This window comes from Nocardiopsis sp. iso_237 (genome assembly GCF_056173345.1).
Window position 1 is genome coordinate 6,436,905 of sequence record NZ_CM149669.1, and the last position, 17,548, is coordinate 6,454,452.

The following is a 17,548-nucleotide window of genomic DNA, read 5'->3' on the forward strand; positions in this document are numbered from 1 at the left end:
TGCGTCCTCACTCAGCTCTGGACCGCGGCCTCCCGGCCCTCGGAATCCTCGATCCGCTGGATGATGAAGTCGGCGAACTCCTCAAAAGTCTCGCCCTTGAAATTGACCATGTCCTCAAGTAGCTCCACGTCGTAGAGGTCCTCGATCATGAGGGTCAGCTGGACGACGGCGAAGGAGCCGAGGTCGATCATCGCCTCGGGCTGCGGCAGGTCGTACTGCGGCTCGCTGTGCGTGAACATCAGCACGGTCATGGCCTGGATCTTGATCTGCGACACAAGCTTCTCGCGGTCAATGGAGGACATCTGCTGGAGACCTTTCCGAAGGGAGTTGGATTGTTCCTGGGGGAAGAGTCCGACCCTCGTCGCCGGACACGCGGTGTTCCCCTCTTCCGAGGGGAGTCAGGCTCGCACGAGAACCCGGAGGAAGACCACGCCGATCCTCTCCCAGTCCTCGCGGCGGATCACGAAGGTCCGGCGGCCGGCTGCCCTCTCCTGTTGTTCGGGGGTGAGGTCGGAGGCCTCGGTGAGCATGGACGGGTAGGACGCGATGTCCGAGCTGTACTCCGCCGCGGGCCAGAAGCGGATGAGGGACAGGTCCCATTCCGCGAACAGGTAGTTGATGAGGAGGATGTTGGCCTCGATGCCGAGCCCGTTGACGAGATCGTCCTCGCGAACGAGCATTTCGATCTCGCCCTCACGGGTCTGCGCGTCGACATGGCGCAGGGATGCCAGACCGAGATGGCGTCCGTCCACCGTCTGTTCGACCAGGAACTGCGCCTCGGTGCCGGCGGGTGACCCACCATGCGCCGCGACGAAGGTCTCCATGTCCGGGTGCGTCTCAAGGCCGTACTCGGTAAGAAGGTCCCGCAGGGGCTGCCCTGCGACCGGGGGCACCGGGTGCAGTCTCGCTCGCCTGGTCTGGATGTGCGCGTTGAGCATGGGTCACCAACCTTGGTCTCAATTCCCGCATTGCAGGAAGCACAATGGCGCCACCGCTCCGCGGGAAGCTTCAGAGGGACGCTACCGGCAGCGAGAACACAAAAGAAACCACGAATTCCACAGGGCCGTCACCCACACGCATTCACTGTCCCGCCAGCGAGACACATGAGAGCGCACCTCTCCCTGGGGCAATAATGATCCCTCCTGTCCGACGAAAAGGTGCAGGACCAGCCGCTTAAGCTGCCGGGATCCAGGCGCGACCGGCGTAATCTAGGAGGTTCGATGGCGCAAGGCGTGGCTCTCATTACCGGTGCTTCCCGAGGAGTGGGTGCCGCGGTGGCGCAACGACTGGCCAAGCACGGGGAGGTTGGCACCGTCGTCATCAACCACCGTGACCGGCACAAGTCGTGGATGGCGCACGCGGTGGCCGCCTCCGTCGAAGCCGCCGACTGCCAGGCCAGAGTCCTCCGGGCCGACCTGACCGACCAGGACGAGACCAGGGCGATGGTCGAGGCCCTGCGGGATGAGTTGGGCAGAGTCGACTGGCTGGTACTCAACGCGAGCGGGGGGCTCGAACCCTGGGTGGACCCGGACTACGCCATGCGGATCAACCTCCGCGCCCAGATCGACCTCGTGGACCTGGTCCTCCCCCTGATGCCCGTGGGCGCGCGGATCACTTTCGTCACCTCGCACTGGGCACACCTCGAACGTTACGAGTCGAACGTGTACTCGAACGTGGCCCGCAGCAAGCGCGCGGGGGAACTGGCCCTGCGACGGTACGCCCGGGAGCTCGCCGCGCACGGAGTCGCCCTGGCCGTCGTGAGCGGTGACATCATCTCCGACAGCACCATCGCCGTGATGCTTGACAGGCTCAACCCAGGCTGGATCCAGGCGAGGGTCGACCGGGTGGGCAAACTTCCCGACACCGCCGACTTCGCCGAGAGCATCGTGGCGGTGACCACTCCGGACACGCCTCTCCTGCCGCCCGGCCAGGTGTACACGGCCTATGTCGGCAGCACCGACCTTTGAGCTCCTTCCGGCCCCCCGGGCACCCGGGAAGGGGCTCACCCCCTCTGCGGGGCCATCTCCCCGATCGCCTCTGCCAGGGCCTCCTCCCAGGGGCGGAGAGGGCTGAGCCCGAGTTCCGCCCACCTGTCCTGCCCCAGCACGCTGTAGGCGGGCCGGGCGGCCGCGCGGGGGAACCTCTCGTCACCGCAGGGCCGCACCCGCTCCGGATCGGCTCCCGAGAGCCGGAAGACCTCCCTCGCGAGGGCGAACCACGTCGCCTCTCCGCCGTTGGTGCCGTGAAACACGCCGCTGGCTTGCGGGAGCCCTCCGATGAGGACGATCCGGCGAGCGAGGTCCCGGGTCCACGTGGGCTGGCCGACCTGGCCGTCCACCACGTCCACCGGCTCGTCACCCGCCGCCAACCGCAGCATCGTCGCGACGAAGCTGCGCCCGTGCGCCCCGTAGAGCCACGCCGTGCGCAGGATGAGCGCGCGGTCCGGCAGCGTCCGCAGCACCGCGTGCTCGCCCTCCAGCTTGCTCTCCCCGTAGACGGACCCCGGGGAAGCCGCATGCCCCTCCGGATAGGGAGTGGACCGGTCCGATCCGGAGAAGACGTAGTCGGTCGACACCTGCACCAACCTCGCACCGTTCCCGGCGCAGGCCGACGCGAGGTGGGCCGGGCCCTGCGCGTTGAGCCGGCGTGCCTGATCGGAGTCGGACTCAGCGGCGTCGACGTCAGTGTAGGCGGCGCAGTTGACCACGGTCTCAGGGGCGAACCGCGCGCACGCGGCGCGCACGGCCTCGCCGTCGGTGATGTCCAGGTCCACCCGCCGGAGGGCGAACACCTCCTCGCCCGCCCGTTCCAGCTCTTCCACCAGGTCGTTGCCCAGACTGCCGCCAGCTCCGGTGACCATCCAGCTCATTCCGTGTTCCTCCCCTGGTCGCCCGCTCTTGGCCGGTTCCGTCCTGGTGAGCCGCGCGCCGGGCCAATACCCTGCGCATTGTTCGCTCCGAGCATGTCCGCACAGGTGTCGCCCGGTTGTCGAGGACTCCCGTTCGACCGCAGAGGCCAGGAGGCAGTACCCAGAATGCAGGCACGAAGACTAGCCGTCGTAGGCGCGATCGAATTCACCACGACCGTGTTTCCCGACGACCGCGGTGTCGTCGCCTCGCATTTCCACAAGGACCCCTTCACCGGCGCCGTGGGACGCGGGCTGTTCCCGGTCGCCCAGACGCTCCACAGCCGTTCCCGCGCGAACGTGATACGCGGCATCCATTACACGTCGGCACCACCGGGAGCGGCGAAGTACGTCTACGCCTCACACGGGCGCTCGCTCGACATCGTGGTGGACATCCGTGTCGGGTCCCCCTCCTATGGAGTCTGGGACGCGGTCGAACTCGACCAGGAGTCCTTTCGCGCGCTGTACCTTCCGGTCGGGGTGGGCCACGCCTTCGTCTCCCTCGAAGAGGACACGGTCATGACCTACCTGTTGTCGACGATCTACGCCCCCGACCAGGAGATGGCGCTGTCGCCGCTCGACCCCGGTCTGGACCTGCCGATACCGCGCGATGTCAGACCCCTCCTGTCGAGGCGGGACCTGGAGGCCCCCACAATGGCGCAGGCGAGGGACCAGGGTGTCCTCCCCCTCTACTCGGAGTGCGTCAGGTTGGAGTCCGCCTGGGTCTGAGGCCCCGGGCTCCCCGTGCCCGGACCCGCCCCGCGTTCCCGCACACCCACCCCGCTTCCGACCCCATCGCCCGCACAGGACAACCCACAGGGATGACCATGCAGTACACACGCCTCGGACGGACAGCACTCCAGGTGAGCCGACTGTGCTTCGGCACGTTGAACCTCGGTGTCAACCTGCCCAAGCCCGACAGTTTCGCGCTCCTGGACGAAGCACTGGACGAGGGAATCAACTTCGTCGACACCGCTGACCAGTACGGATGGCAGGTCCACCGCGGCTGGACCGAGGAGCTGCTCGGGGAGTGGTTCGCCCTGGGGGGCGGTCGACGGGAGAAGGTGGTGCTGGGCACCAAGGTATTCACCCCCATGAGCGACTGGCCGAACGACGGCGGCCTCTCGGCCCGGCACATCATCACGGCCTGCGAGGCCTCTCTCCGGCGCCTGGGGACGGACTGGATCGACCTCTACCAGATGCACCACGTGGACAGGAACGCCCCCTGGGAGGAGGTGTGGCAGGCGATGGAGACCCTCGTCCAACAGGGCAAGATCCGCTACGTCGGCTCCTCCAACTTCGCCGGTTGGCACCTTGTCGCGGCGCAGGAGGCGGCGAACCGTCGCCACTTCCTGGGGATCGTCTCCGAACAGTCCTGCTACAACCTCGTACGCCGCCACGTGGAGCTGGAGCTGATCCCGGCCGCCCAGGCCTACGGCATCGGCGTCGTCACGTGGTCGCCGTTGCACGGAGGGCTCCTCGGGGGTGCCCTGCGCAAACTGGCGGAGGGGACCGCGGTGAAGACGGCGCGGGGGCGGGCCATGGACGCGCTGCCCACCCTGCGACCGACCATCGCGGAGTACGAGAGGCTCTGCGACGCGCACGGCCAGGAGCCAGCGGACGTCGCCATGGGGTGGGTGCTCTCCCGTCCGGGCGTGACGTCGACGGTCATCGGCCCCCGGACCTCCAAGCACCTGAGGAGCGCGCTGCGCACCCTGCAGGCGGAACCGGACCCCGCGTTGACGCACGAGTTGGAGCAGCTGTTCCCGCCGGTCGGCAACGGGGGACCCGGCCCCGAGGCCTGGGCCTGGTGAAGCCGCCCACGGGCTTCCGGGTACCGCTCCGCCCGCCAGGGATTCTCCTTATTACAGTTTCACCCGCGATGTGCGAGTAAAATCTCCTATCCGCTTGACGTGCCGGAATAGCCAGGGACGCGCAAGAAGCCCCCCGCCCCGAAGAGGACTCAGCGAAACCCCATGACACAAAGGACAAAGAGGACAGGAGCGACAGCGGTCGCCACAACCTGCGGACCAAGAATCCCGGGCGAGGTGCGCCCCTCGTGAAAAGCCTCGTCCATTTCTCAATCCGCCACAAGTCCGCCATCGTCATGCTGGCGATTACCGCGGTCATTTTCGGACTCGTTTCCGTGAACACCGCCAAGCGCGAGCTGATGCCGTCCATGGAAATGCCCATGGTCATGGTGGACGCTCATTACCCGGGGGCTTCTCCCCAGGCGGTGGAGAAGGAGGTCACCATCCCGCTGGAGCAGGCGATCCGCGAGGTGCCGACCGTCAGCTCCATCAGCTCCAGCTCCTCCGAGGGACACTCGCGGATCACCGCGGAGTTCGAGTTCGGCGAGTCCAGCGCGGAAGTGCTCCGGAGCATCCAGAGGGCGACCGACCAGGCCGCGTCCACCCTGCCGGACGACGTCGAGGCCTTCTCACAGTCCTTCAGCGCCGTGGACATCCCCATCGTCATGCTCGCTGTCAGCGGCGATGAGGACGGGCAGGAACTCGCCCAGCCGCTGGAACACCAGGTCGTCCCCGAGCTGGAAGCCATTCCCGGCGTGCGTTCGGTGACCGTCAACGGGATCAGGGACCAGAGCCTCGCGGTGACGGTGGACCCCGACGCGCTCGACGACGCGGACCTCGACCCCTCGGACGTGCTCTCCTCGCTTGTGGACAACGGCCTCAGCACCCCGGGCGGGCCGATCCAGGAGGACGGAGGCACGTTCAACCTCACCGCGAACTCCTCCCTGAACGCGGTCGAAGAGGTGGAGGACGTCTGGATCACTCCGCAGAGCGCGATCTCGTCCTCCGCCTTCTCCGGGGAGAACGACGTCCCGGACCCGGTCCGGCTCAGTGACGTGGCCGAGGTCGATATGGTCACGGACGCGGAGACCACGCTGACGCGGACCAACGGCGCCCCCAGCCTCGGCGTGATCATCACCAAGACGCCCGAGGGCAACACCATCGAGATCTCCGACGCCGTGCGGGACCAGATCGACGAGTTGGAGTCGTTCCTGGGCGAAGGCGCGCAGATCACGGTGGTCTTCGACCAGGCGCCCCAGATCCTCGACTCCGTCTCCTCGGTGATCGAGGAGGGAGCGCTGGGCATCGCCTTCGCGCTCGTCGTCATCCTGCTCTTCCTGCTGTCCGTCCGCTCGACCGTGGTCGTGGCGGTCTCCATCCCCCTGGCCCTGCTGCTGGCCGTCGGCGGGACGCACCTGATCGGGTACTCCCTGAATCTCGTCACCCTGGGCGCCATCGCGGTCACGGTCGGACGGTTGGTGGACGACTCGATCGTCGTCCTGGAGAACATCAAGCGCCATCTGGCCTCAGGGCAGGACAGACTCCGCGCGGTGCGCGACGGAACGCTGGAGATCACGACGGCCGTGGCCTCCTCCACCGTGGTCACCCTCCTGGTCTTCCTCCCACTGCTGTTCGTCACCGGGATCACCGGTGAGGTCTTCAGGCCCTTCGCGGCGGTCGTGATCCTCGCCCTGATCGCCTCCCTCCTGGTGGCCCTCACCGTCATCCCCGTGCTGGCCCTCTTCCTCCTCAAGCGGGTCCCGCGGCCCTCGGGGGAACCCGGAGCCGAGGGCGCCGAACCGGAGCCCTTCGCCGTACGCCTGACGCCGTTCCAACGCGCCTACCGGGCGATCATCGTCTGGTCCGTGTCGCACCGGGCGCTCACCGTGGCGGCCGGGGTGCTGCTGGTCGCCCTGACCATCGGTATCTCCGTGTCCCCCTGGCTGAAGACCGACTTCATCGGACAGGAGACCTCGAACACCTACCAGGCCGTCCAGGAAATGCCCGCGGAGGCCACTCTGGAAGAGGCCGACGAGGAGGCGGCCAAGGTTGAGGAGCAACTCGCCAGGGCCGCATGGATCGAGTCGTACCAGGTCACGGTAGGAGGGAACACCGTGATCGCCTCGCTGGGCGGGGCCGGTGCCGGAGACACCACCTACAACATCACCACGAACCCCGACGGAGACCAGGAAGCGTACTGGGACCAGCTGGAGGACCTGTTCACGGCGGTGGACACCGAGTACCCCGTCGTCCTGGACGACGGCAGCGGGGACGGCACCACCGGGGTGTCCGTCAACGTCAGCGCACTCGACCCCGAAATCGCCGAGGAGGCGTCGAAACAGGTCGTCGAGGCCCTCGAAGGGATCGACGGCCTGACGAACACGCGCAGCAACACGAGCGAGACCGTCAGGTCCTACGAAGTCGTGGTCGACGGCGAGGAAGCGGCCGAACGGGGTCTGACGGAGGGAGCCGTCGGCCAGGAGGTCTACCAGGCGTTCCAGGGGATCGAGGTCGGCAGCGCCACGATCGACCACGTCACCCGCGACATCTTCCTGTACCTGGACGACGAACCGAGCACCCTGGCCGACGTCGAGGACATCCGGATCGCCACACCCGCAGGCGGGACGGTACGCCTCTCCACCGTCGCGTCCGTTGAGGAGACCACCACTCCGTCCGAGCGCCTCCGGGTCGACAACGTCGCGACCGTCACCGTCACGAGTTCCCCGACCGGCGACGACCTGGGCCAACTGACCGCCCGGATCTCGGACGAGCTTGACGCGCTCGACCTGCCGCGCGGGGTCACGACCGAGATGGGCGGCGTCAGCGCCGAACAGGACGAGGCGTTCGAGCAGATGTTCTACGCCATGATCGCGGCGCTGGCCATCGCCTACATGGTCCTCGTGGTGACCTTCCGCAGCATGGCCCAACCGCTGGTCCTGATGGTGTCGGTGCCCTTCGCGGCGACCGGGTCCATCGGCCTGCTGCTGATCACCGGCATCCCCCTGGGCGTTCCCGCGCTCATCGGTCTGCTGATGCTCATCGGCATCGTCATCACCAACGCCATCGTGCTGATGGACCTGGTCAACCAGTATCGTGCGGGCGGCATGGAGCTCCGCGAGGCGGTCATCGAGGGCTCGATCCACCGGCTCAGGCCGATCGTGATGACCGCGGTGTCCACCATCGCGGCTCTGCTCCCGCTGGCCCTGGAGATGACCAACAGCGCCGGTGCGTTCATGACCCAGCCCCTGGCCGTGGTCACCATCGGCGGGCTGGTCTCCTCGACGGTCCTGACCCTGGTCTTCGTCCCCGTCCTCTACACCATCGTCGAGAACCGCAAGCTTCGGCGGGCGGAGCGACGGGCGACGAAGCCGCAGCGGCGGCAGGCGAAGGCGGAGCGTCAGCAGGAACGACGTGCCGCCAGGACCCGGCGGCGGGAGGAACGTCGATCCGTCAGGGCCGAGGCCTCCGGCACCGGGAAGGAAGGCAGCGACCACACCCCTGAGGGCGACGCCGACTAGGAACGGGTCTCCCGACAGGACGTGTCAACGGCGGAGGGTCCTCGAACGAGGGCTCTCCGCCTCCGTGTGCGGGGAGTCCCGTCGGCACCCGCGGCGCCGGTCCGGGTGCGAGCGGTCGAGTCCCCACGCACCTGCGAGAATGAAGACTTCCTCATGTCCGCTTCATCAGGACGCCGTCTCTCTCGGGGAAGCTCGACCTCATGAGATCACCTCTGGTGCCGCTGGCGGTCGGGGCGCTGACATTCGTCGCCGTCTCGGTCGCCGCCCTGCTGTGGGCGCTGTTCCTGCGCGACCCCGACCCCGGGGTCGCCGCCGAGGTGGTGCTCGGCGAGTCCCCCGAGGCCGCCGCCTCCGCCGACCCCGACGACGGTGTGGTCAGCCCTCCTCCCCCGGTCACCGACCGGGACGGAGAGGGCTCCGAGGATCCCTCGCCCGAGCCCTCACCCAGCCCCTCGCCCGAGCCGCCGACCGGCTTCCCCTTCGACTGTCTCGACGGGGGCTCCGGGCACGAGACCTGGGGCGAGGAGCAGTGGGAGCTCTGGTGGGAGTCCTGCATGAGCGGGCGGTACGAGAACGGGGACGACGACGATGACGACTGACCGTCAGCGGGGGGCGGACGGCTCGGACGGACCGGCCGATCCCGACGCCACCACCGTCAACGTCCCGCCGGGCCGGTCCAGACCCGTGGACCCCGCGTACGACGCACCGCCCCCGGGAGGGTCCCCCTCCTCGGGCGGCACCTCCGTGTTCCCGACCCTCGTGCTGCGCGGCCCCCAGCCCGAACTCCCCCAGCGCCGCCGGGTGCCCGCCCGGCTGCTCATCATGGCGTGGGTGGTCCTGCTCATGGCCGCCGTCCTCGTGCTGGTCAACGTGGTCACGTGGAGCGCGCTGACCGCACGGACCGACGAGCGGGTGGACCGCGCCCTGGACCAGGAGATCGCGGAGTTCCAGGAGTTCGCGGCGGTGGGGGTCGACCCCGGCACCGGAACCGCCTTCACCGACGTCTCCTCCCTCATCCGGGTCCACCTGGAGCGCCAGTTCCCCGAGGACTCCGAGATCCTCTTCGGCTGGGTCGACGAGCCGGAGTCGGACGCGACGGGCGCCGAGGGGTCGGCCTCGCGTGGAACCCGGGGATCGGCCGAGACCGTCACCGGCCGCATCCGGCAGGGGCAGGAGCCCCCGTACGACCTGTCCGCCGACCCCGAGATGGTCGAGGCGGTCCTGGACACCCCCGACGCCCGGGGCGTCCTGGAGACCCCCGCCGGTCCGGTCGAGTGGGAGAAGATCCGCGCGCTGCCCCCGGAGGGCGACGGCGGCCCGGCGGGCTGGTTCGTGATCGGCTACTTCACCGCCCACGACGACGACACCTCCGCCGGGACCATGGGCACCCTCGCCCTGGTCAGCGTGGTCGGACTGCTCGCCGCCGCCACCGCCGCCTGGTGGGTGGCGGGCCGTATCCTCGCCCCCGTCCGGCTGGTCCGGCAGACCGCCGCCCAGATCTCCGAGGAGGACCTCACCCAGCGGATCGAGGTGTCCGGACGGGACGACATCGCGGCGCTGGCCGAGCAGTTCAACAGCATGCTGGACCGGTTGGAGGGCGCCTTCACCGAGCAGCGCAGGTTCGTCGACGACGCCGGGCACGAGCTGCGCACCCCCATCACGATCGTGCGCGGCCACCTGGAGCTCATGGGCGACGACCCCGAGGAGCGCCGCGAGGTGGTCCGGCTGGTCACCGACGAGCTGGACCGGATGGGCCGGATCGTGGAGGACCTGCTGCTGCTCGCCAAGGCCCAGCAGCCCGACTTCGTCCGCGCCGAACCCGTCTCCCTGGCCGAGCTCAGCAGCGACATCGACGCCAAGGTGCGTCAGCTCGGGGACCGCGACTGGCGGCTGGAGTCCCTGGCGGAGGAGACCGTGCGCCTGGACCCCCAGCGCGTCACCCAGGCGATGGTGCAGCTGGCCGCCAACGCCGTACGGCACACCGCCCCCGGGTCCACCCTGCGCACCGGTTCGCGCGTCAGCGGCTCCGAGGTGCGCCTGTGGGTGGCCGACCACGGCCCCGGCATCCCCGCCGTGGAGCACGGCCGCATCTTCGAGCGCTTCTCCCGGGGCGGCCGCACCGAGCGCGGCGACCGGGGCGCCGGGCTGGGCCTGGCCATCGTCCGCGCCATCGCGGAGGCGCACCACGGCCGGGTGGACCTGGTCTCGGCGCCCGGCGCGGGCTCCACCTTCACCCTCGTCATCCCCCTGACCCCCGTTGACGGCCGCGTCGGAAGGGAACACCTGTGAGCCGTGTACTCATCGTCGAGGACGAGGAGCGGATCGCCTCCTTCGTCCAGAAGGGACTGACCGCCAGCGGGTTCACCACCACGGTGGTGGGCACCGGGGCGGAGGCGGTCGACTACGCCGTCACCGGCGGCTTCGACCTCATGCTGCTGGACCTCGGACTCCCGGACACCGACGGGTTCGACGTGCTCCGCAGGGTGCGCGCCCTGGGGGTGGACGTCCCCGTGGTGATCCTGACCGCCCGGGACGGGGTGCGGGACACCGTGACGGGCCTGGAGATCGGCGCGGACGACTACGTCACCAAGCCGTTCCGGTTCGAGGAGCTGCTGGCCAGGGTCCGGCTGCGGATGCGCACGGAGCGCGCCCCGGACCTGACGGTGCTGCACGCGGGCGGGCTCCGCCTGGACCTGCGGACCCGCCGGGTGGCGGTGGGCGAGGACTCGGTGGACCTCACCGCCCGGGAGTTCGCACTGCTGGAACTGCTCATGCGGCACCAGGGGCAGGTGATGACCCGTCAGCAGATGCTGTCGCACGTGTGGGGCTACGACTACGACCCCGGGTCCAACGTGGTGGACGTGTTCGTGCGGGCGCTGCGCCGCAAGGTGGGCCCGGAGCGCATCCTCACGGTGCGGGGCATGGGGTACCGGCTGACCGGCTGAGGTGACCGCCCCGTGGGCCGACCTGCCGAGCTCCTCGGCCGGTCGGCCCTCGTGCGTCCGGGGTTCGGACGCCGGTGCGTGAACCCCGGGCGAACATGAGGGTTCCCTCATGCGGCGCTCATGATCGCCTCACCGGGGCTGCCCACTATGGTCGACATGTTCTGGTTCGCACTTGCGGTCGACCTGACCGCGATCACGTTGTTGTCCTACGTCCTCTACTTCCGCAGGCACGGCCGGCGGGACCTGGTGCTCGCCTACGTGGCGCTCAACGTCGGTATCTTCGCGGTCGTGTCGATGCTGGCCCAGCAGGAGGTCGGCCTGGCGGTCGGCTTCGGACTGTTCGGCGTACTGTCGATCCTGCGCCTGCGCTCCGACCTCATCAGCCAGGGGGAGATCGGCTACTACTTCATCGCGATCGCCCTCGGCCTGGTGAACGCGGTGGCCGCTCCGGCGCCGTGGCTGCTGCTCGGCCTGAACGCGCTCCTGCTGTCCTCCCTGTACGTGGCCGGGCACCCGAAGCTGCTGGCCCGCACCCAGCGCCGGGTCATGACCCTGGACGTGGTGCACGAGGACCCGTTGGCGCTCCGACAGGACCTGGAGCGGCGGCTGCGCGGCCGGGTGCGGCACGTGGACGTCACCGAGGTGGACTACGTACGCGACCTCATGGTGGTGGACGTGCGCTTCCAGGAACCGAAGCCGACCGAGGTCCCGGGGCGTCCCGCCGGACGCCGCCAGCCGCTGGCCTCCATGCGGGGTGGACGTTGAGACTCCCCTCCCCCGCCCCCACCCTCTCCCCCGCCGCGGCGCCGCCCGGGCTGGACCGGCTGCACCCGGTCTCCCTGGCCGAGATCAACGAGCGCGCCGCCCTCGTCACCCGCACCTGCCGCAAGTACCTGCTCCCCGCCGACCTGGTGCCCGCCCTGTTCGACGGCGCCGAGAGCGCCTTCGGGGTGCTGGAGATCGACGGCCGGACGTCGTTCCTGTACTCGTCCACCTACCTGGACACCCCGGAGCTGCGGACCTTCCACGACCACCGGCAGGGGCGGCGGCTGCGCTACAAGGTGCGCACCCGCTCCTACGTGGACACCGGAACGACGATGTTCGAGGTGAAGCTGAAGGGGGCGCGCGGGATCACCGACAAGGTGCGCGTCGAACTGCCCCCGGGCTCCCCCGTGGACCGCCTGACCTGGCGGACCCGCGACTTCCTCGACCGGTCGCTGACCCGTTGTCGCCTCTCTCCGCCGGACGTCCTGCTGCCCTCGGCGGTGACCGACTACCGGCGGACCACCGTCGTGGCCCTGTCCGGCGAGGAGCGGGTGACGATCGACCACGACCTGGTGGGCTACCGGGGCGACTGGGAGGTGCGGATGCGCCCGAACGTGGTGCTCCTGGAGGTCAAGACCCGGGGCGGGCTGACCGCGACGGAGCGGCGACTGCACGCGCTCGGGGTGCGGGAGGCCCGGTTCAGCAAGTACGCCGCCGCGCTGGCCGCCCTCGAACCTGACCTGCGCGGGAACCGCTGGCACCGGGCGATGGGCCACTGCATGGACCACCCCGCCCCCGTGCGGCGCCCGGAGAGGGCGTTGGCGGGCGACTGACCGACCGGTGCCGGGTGTTTCACGTGAAACATCCGGCACCCGCTTCGTGACCGCCCCGACCGGTCGCGCGGAGCGGCCGCCGCCCCGTAACCGGTCGGGGCGGCGGCCTTGTTCCCGCGGGCCCTCTCCCGCTACAAGAGGGAGTCCGCGGCACCACAATGGTGACACCCGGTCCCCCGCAGGTCCAGACCGGCAGGGGTTCCACTCTTTCCGGAGGGGCGGTTCCGGACCGCGCCCGGTCAGTCGGCGGGACGCAGGTCCAGACGCCGGAGCAGTTGGGCGTTGAGCGCCACGATGATCGTGGACAGGCTCATCAGCACGGCGCCCACCGCCGGGGCGAGCACGATGCCGACCGGGGCCAGCACCCCGGCGGCCAGCGGAACCGCCGCGACGTTGTACCCGGCGGCCCAGACCAGGTTCTGGACCATCTTCCGGTAGCCCGCCCGGGACAGCCTCCGGACCGACACCACACCGCGCGGGTCGTCGGAGGCCAGCACCACCCCGGCGGACTCGATGGCCACGTCGGTCCCGGCGCCGATCGCGACACCCACGTCCGCCCGGGCCAGGGCGGGGGCGTCGTTCACCCCGTCACCGACCATGGCGACCCGGTGGCCCCGTTCCTGGAGGTCGCGGACCACCGCGTCCTTCTGGTCCGGCAGCACCTGCGCGAACACCTCGTCCAGGCCGAGTTCGGTGGCGACGGCGTCGGCGACGTTGCGGGCGTCACCGGTCACCATCGCCACGCGCACCCCCTGCTCCTGGAGCTGGCGGACGGCCGACGCGGACTCGGGGCGGACCTCGTCGGCCAGGGAGATCGCCCCGACCACGGACCCGTCGACCACGAGGTGCAGGACGGTGGCACCCCGGTCACGCCAGAACCCGGTGCGTTCGACCAGTTCAGTGGGTTCCGTGACGCCCAGGGAGTCCAGGAGCGCGGGCCCGCCCACATGGGCCTCGGCACCGTCCACGACCGCCCGGACGCCGTGTCCGGTCAGCGAGCGGAAGTCCGTGGCCTCGGGCACCGGCCCCCGCTCCCGGGCGGCCCGGACGATCGCCCTGGCCAGCGGGTGCTCGGAGTCGGCCTCGACCGCCCCGGCCAGGGCCAGGACCCGTTCGTCGGTCCACCCGTCGACGGCCGCGGAGTCACCGACCGCCGGGGCTCCCCTGGTCAGGGTTCCGGTCTTGTCGAAGAGCACCGTGTCCACGAGCCGGGTCCGCTCCAGCGACAGCCGGTCCTTGACCAGGATGCCGTTGCGCGCCGACAGGGTCGTGGAGATCGCGATGACCAGCGGGATGGCCAGCCCCAGCGCGTGGGGGCAGGCGATGACCAGCACCGTGACGGTCCGTTCGACGGCCTGGCTGCCCTCCCCGAGGACCAGACCCCACACGGCCGCGGTGACCACGGCCGCGGCGAGGGCGAACCAGAACAGCAGCGCGGCCGCGCGGTCGGCCAGCGCCTGTGAGCGCGACTTCGACTCCTGGGCCTCGCTGACCAGGCGTTGGATGCCCGCGAGGGTGGTGTCGTCACCGACCGCGTCCACGCGGACCCGCAGGGCGGAGTCGGTGGCGACCGTCCCGGCGACCACCCGGTCGTCCTCGGCACGGGTGACGGTGCGGGACTCCCCGGTGATCATGGACTCGTCGACGGCGGCGGACCCCTGGACGACGGTGCCGTCGGCGGGGACCCGGCCGCCGGAGCGGACCAGGACGGTGTCGCCCGTGCGCAGTTCGGCGGCGGGGACCTCCTCGATCCCGCCGTCGGGACCGACCCGTTCGGCGCGGTCCGGCAGCAGGGCGGCCAGGGCCTCCAACGCCCCGGAGGCCTGCCCCAGGGCGCGCATCTCCAGCCAGTGGCCGAGGAGCATCACCACGACCAGCAGGACCAGCTCCCACCAGAAGTCGAGCTCCATGCCGACCACCCCGAAGGTGGAGAGCAGGCTCGCGACGAAGGCGACGGAGATCGCCATCGCGACCAGGGTCATCATCCCGGGCCTGCGTTCGCGCAGCTCACCGGGGACGCCGGCGAGGAACGGCCAGCCGCCGTAGAGGAAGACCACGGTGCCCAGGAGCGGGGGCACCCAGGTGAGGGCCTGGGGGACGTCGTAGCCGAGCCACCCGGAGATCATGTGGCTGGTGAACACCACGGGCACGCTCAGGAGCAGGCTCCACCAGAACCGGGTGCGGAACATCGCCGCGTGGTCCCCGTGACCGCCATGGCCTCCGTGACCGTTGTGGCCGCCCTGGTCCCCGTGGTCGGCGTGCCCCTCGTGCGCGCGGCCGTCGTCGTCACCGTGTTGATGCGTCGTCATGTCGACCCCTCTCTGCTCCGACCCTGCACGCCCGGGGCCTCCCGACCACGGACGTCCGCGTTGTTCGCGCGTCTCCCATGACACATATACCCCTACGGGGTATTCCGAACCGGGTCCGAACGCGAAGAACACCCGCCGAGCGTCTCGACGGGTGTTCTTCCGGGGGCTGGTCCCAGGAGGCGGTCTCGCCCCAGGAGGCGGTCTCGGTCCAGGAGGCGGTCTGGTCGCGCCCTAGGAGGCGGTCTCGGTCTCCCTGCCGTACCAGGGCCACCACTGCACGGTGTGGCCGTGCGGGATCATCCGGTCCAGGCGGATCGTGAGCCTGAGCGCGAACCCGCCCGCGATCATCCCGGCCAGCAGGTCCGTGAACCAGTGGAAGTGCAGGTAGATCGAGACGGTCGACTGGAGGAGCGCGATGCCCACGATGCAGTAGGCCAACCGCCGGATGATGTGGGGCCGCGCGGCGCCGAACCGGATGATGAGGAACAGCACCAGACCGTAGATGAGGATCGCGTTGGCCCCGTGCCCGGAGGGGAAGGCGACGTTGCCCGCCCCCGCGAAGAAGTCCGGGTCGTAGTACTTGGCGTGGCCCCGGTTGAACAGCAGCTTCATCACGGAGACCAGGGACATCATCCCGAAGACGCCGCCCGCCCCCAGGATGATCGGCCGCCAGCTGCGGTGCCAGTAGGCCAGCTGGAGCGTGGTGACGCCCAGGACCGGCAGCGCCACGTAACGGGAGGCCACGTTGTCCGGCCAGAAGATCATCGGCTCGCGCAGCGTGTCCCAGTAGGGCCGGGGGAGTTCGTTGAGGAGGTTGTCGACCGGATGCAGCGGTCCCGCGGCCAGCATCGTCATGACGATGAGGGCCACGAAGAGCATGATCGCGATGCGGTCGGAGGCCAGCCCCCACGCGATCTCGCTCACACTCGGCCACCTGACCGCGCGCACGACGGGCGGCCCCGGCGCGAGCTCCTTGCTCGGCACCACGGGGATCGGGCCGCTGTAGGGTCCGGGTTCCGGCTTGCGCCGCTCCGGTTCGTGTGGCGTTGTCAACTGTCTGGACCACGCGTGCCGGGTCCGCGAAGATTGCGTCATGTGCTCAGTGCTGTCTCACACGTCGTGGGCTTGCCTGTGGCACTGCTTGAGGCGTGGGGGACGGGCTAGCCGCGGTTGTTGGGACTGATCCTGACGTGCCCGGGGGCCGACACGGAGTGTGGTGACGTACCGGGGGCATACCCCTTACACCCCGTTCGACGGTCGAACCTTCGGACTGGTTCACGGTGGTCGTGACCGGCCGCCGGCAGGCTCGACGTCCAGGGAACGGAACTGGTCGACAGTGGCGTCTGTGTGGGCGCTCGTTACCGCGATTGCTTCGGTCAGCGCAGGTCAGGGCGCTCTCGTCGGGCCATCACCGTGACGTGGGTAACTCTCCGTACGGCTTTGGGTGGATATTGCCAACACGCGAGCCTACCCGGACAGTCGCCCTCATTGGTGGGTTCCCGGGTCAAGTGTGACCCTTCCACCTCGGACTTTGCCGGAAGCCCACGTCGACGACCGGCGCGCTTCACCCGCACGCGACCGGTTCGTGAGGGTTCCGTTAGCGCTTCGAGGCCGACCGTCCGGCGGACACGTGCGCGTGTGGCACCCTTCAAGGAGCTTGTCAGACGCTGGAGTGTGTCGGCACGTGTGCTGGTCGCGCACGGGTCGGAAGACGGAAGGGCCCTGGATGGTCGACCTCCCACAGTTGCCGGAGGACCCCTCGAAGCTGGCCCGTGAGCCGCTGAGGGAACAGATCCGGCAGGTACTGGTCGAGGGTCTGCTGTCCGGACGCTGGCAGCCCGGAGAGCGCATCGTGGAACGCCGGATCGCCACGGAGCTGAAGGTCAGCCAGGCACCGGTCCGTGAGGCGCTCCGCGAGCTGGAGACGCTGCGGCTCATCGAGACCGTGCCGAACAAGGGGGCCCGGGTCAGGGCCTTCGGAGTCCAGGACATGGCGGAGATCTACCCCGTCCGCGCCGGTCTAGAGCTGGTCGCCGCACAGTTGGCCGCGCCGCGCCTCGCGGAGGACCCCTCCGTCCTGGAACGCGAGGTGGAGGCGCTCCAGCGCGCCACCGCCGAGGGGAACGTCACGGAGCAGATCCGGCACAGCGTGGAGTTCCACCGCGAGGTCGTGCGGGCGGCGGACAACAGCGTGCTGCTGCACACCTGGGAGTCCCTGGGCGTCGAGGTGTGGACGGCGCTGTCGGTGCGCTGGCTCAACATGGAGCTGCACGCCAAGGCCGCCGACCACGCGCAGATCACGCGGGCCTTCCGCGAGGGCGACCCCGCCGTCGGACAGATGCTCAGCGACCACGTCATGAACTACGTCGAGGCGGCGCTGCGGACCCACGAGGGCAGTCGCTAGCCGCGTTCCGCCACCGGGTGCGGGGTTTCACCGCCCCGCCCCCTTCCTTCCCACCTGG

General features: G+C 69.9%; 15 protein-coding genes. 10 read left to right on the forward strand and 5 right to left on the reverse strand.

Going from position 1 to position 17,548, the window contains the following annotated elements; all coding sequences use genetic code 11:
• Window positions 1-11: 11 nt before the first annotated feature.
• Together AC0VYM_RS28800 and AC0VYM_RS28805 are read right to left on the reverse strand one after the other, a co-directional pair.
• The gene (locus AC0VYM_RS28800; RefSeq protein ID WP_475457424.1) at window positions 12-302 is read right to left on the reverse strand and encodes a hypothetical protein; all 291 of its coding nucleotides are present in this window, start codon (window positions 300-302) and stop codon (window positions 12-14) included.
• 96 nt (window positions 303-398) lie between these two features.
• Window positions 399-938, reverse strand: coding sequence for a GNAT family N-acetyltransferase (locus tag AC0VYM_RS28805; RefSeq protein ID WP_475457426.1), 540 nt, complete (start codon window positions 936-938; stop codon window positions 399-401).
• A 282-nt stretch (window positions 939-1,220) separates the two neighbouring features.
• Between AC0VYM_RS28805 and AC0VYM_RS28810 the strand changes: the two genes are divergently transcribed.
• Window positions 1,221-1,967, forward strand: coding sequence for an SDR family oxidoreductase (locus AC0VYM_RS28810; protein ID WP_475457428.1), 747 nt, complete (start codon window positions 1,221-1,223; stop codon window positions 1,965-1,967).
• A 35-nt stretch (window positions 1,968-2,002) separates the two neighbouring features.
• Here AC0VYM_RS28810 and rfbD read toward each other — a convergent pair whose 3' ends face one another.
• Complete coding sequence (gene rfbD / locus AC0VYM_RS28815) at window positions 2,003-2,869, reverse strand: dTDP-4-dehydrorhamnose reductase (protein WP_475457430.1); 867 nt, start codon at window positions 2,867-2,869, stop codon at window positions 2,003-2,005.
• Window positions 2,870-2,962: 93 nt separating this feature from the next.
• Between rfbD and AC0VYM_RS28820 the strand changes: the two genes are divergently transcribed.
• The 8 genes from AC0VYM_RS28820 to AC0VYM_RS28855 all read left to right on the forward strand — a co-directional run bounded on the left by AC0VYM_RS28820 (window position 2,963) and on the right by AC0VYM_RS28855 (window position 12,777).
• Entirely contained in the window at window positions 2,963-3,634 is a 672-nt protein-coding gene (locus tag AC0VYM_RS28820; RefSeq protein ID WP_475457433.1) for a dTDP-4-dehydrorhamnose 3,5-epimerase family protein, read from the forward strand.
• A 98-nt stretch (window positions 3,635-3,732) separates the two neighbouring features.
• Window positions 3,733-4,719 (forward strand): aldo/keto reductase, encoded by a 987-nt coding sequence (locus tag AC0VYM_RS28825; protein WP_475457435.1) that lies wholly within the window; start codon window positions 3,733-3,735, stop codon window positions 4,717-4,719.
• 245 nt (window positions 4,720-4,964) lie between these two features.
• Window positions 4,965-8,234, forward strand: coding sequence for an efflux RND transporter permease subunit (locus tag AC0VYM_RS28830; RefSeq protein WP_475457437.1), 3,270 nt, complete (start codon window positions 4,965-4,967; stop codon window positions 8,232-8,234).
• A gap of 200 nt (window positions 8,235-8,434) precedes the next feature.
• Window positions 8,435-8,833, forward strand: a complete 399-nt coding sequence (locus AC0VYM_RS28835; RefSeq protein ID WP_475457439.1) for a hypothetical protein — start codon at window positions 8,435-8,437, stop codon at window positions 8,831-8,833.
• Complete coding sequence (locus tag AC0VYM_RS28840; RefSeq protein WP_475457441.1) at window positions 8,823-10,523, forward strand: sensor histidine kinase; 1,701 nt, start codon at window positions 8,823-8,825, stop codon at window positions 10,521-10,523. Before AC0VYM_RS28835 ends, AC0VYM_RS28840 begins: the two co-directional genes overlap by 11 nt.
• Window positions 10,520-11,179: a response regulator transcription factor gene (locus tag AC0VYM_RS28845; protein ID WP_378735522.1), complete on the forward strand. Its 660-nt coding sequence runs from the start codon at window positions 10,520-10,522 to the stop codon at window positions 11,177-11,179. The genes AC0VYM_RS28840 and AC0VYM_RS28845 overlap by 4 nt, the downstream gene beginning before the upstream one ends.
• A 156-nt stretch (window positions 11,180-11,335) precedes the next feature.
• On the forward strand, window positions 11,336-11,944 hold the full coding sequence (locus tag AC0VYM_RS28850; protein WP_475457443.1) for a DUF4956 domain-containing protein: 609 nt from the start codon (window positions 11,336-11,338) through the stop codon (window positions 11,942-11,944).
• Window positions 11,941-12,777, forward strand: coding sequence for a polyphosphate polymerase domain-containing protein (locus tag AC0VYM_RS28855; protein WP_475457445.1), 837 nt, complete (start codon window positions 11,941-11,943; stop codon window positions 12,775-12,777). The genes AC0VYM_RS28850 and AC0VYM_RS28855 overlap by 4 nt, the downstream gene beginning before the upstream one ends.
• Before the next feature lie 239 nt (window positions 12,778-13,016).
• On the opposite strand, the gene AC0VYM_RS28860 is transcribed toward AC0VYM_RS28855, so the two are convergent.
• Window positions 13,017-14,966 (reverse strand): heavy metal translocating P-type ATPase, encoded by a 1,950-nt coding sequence (locus tag AC0VYM_RS28860; RefSeq protein WP_475463287.1) that lies wholly within the window; start codon window positions 14,964-14,966, stop codon window positions 13,017-13,019.
• 351 nt (window positions 14,967-15,317) lie between these two features.
• Complete coding sequence (locus AC0VYM_RS28865) at window positions 15,318-16,034, reverse strand: phosphatase PAP2 family protein (protein WP_475463289.1); 717 nt, start codon at window positions 16,032-16,034, stop codon at window positions 15,318-15,320.
• Window positions 16,035-16,812: 778 nt separating this feature from the next.
• On the opposite strand from AC0VYM_RS28865, the gene AC0VYM_RS28870 reads away from it, so the two are divergent.
• The gene (locus AC0VYM_RS28870; protein ID WP_378735519.1) at window positions 16,813-17,490 is read left to right on the forward strand and encodes a GntR family transcriptional regulator; all 678 of its coding nucleotides are present in this window, start codon (window positions 16,813-16,815) and stop codon (window positions 17,488-17,490) included.
• Window positions 17,491-17,548: the final 58 nt, after the last annotated feature.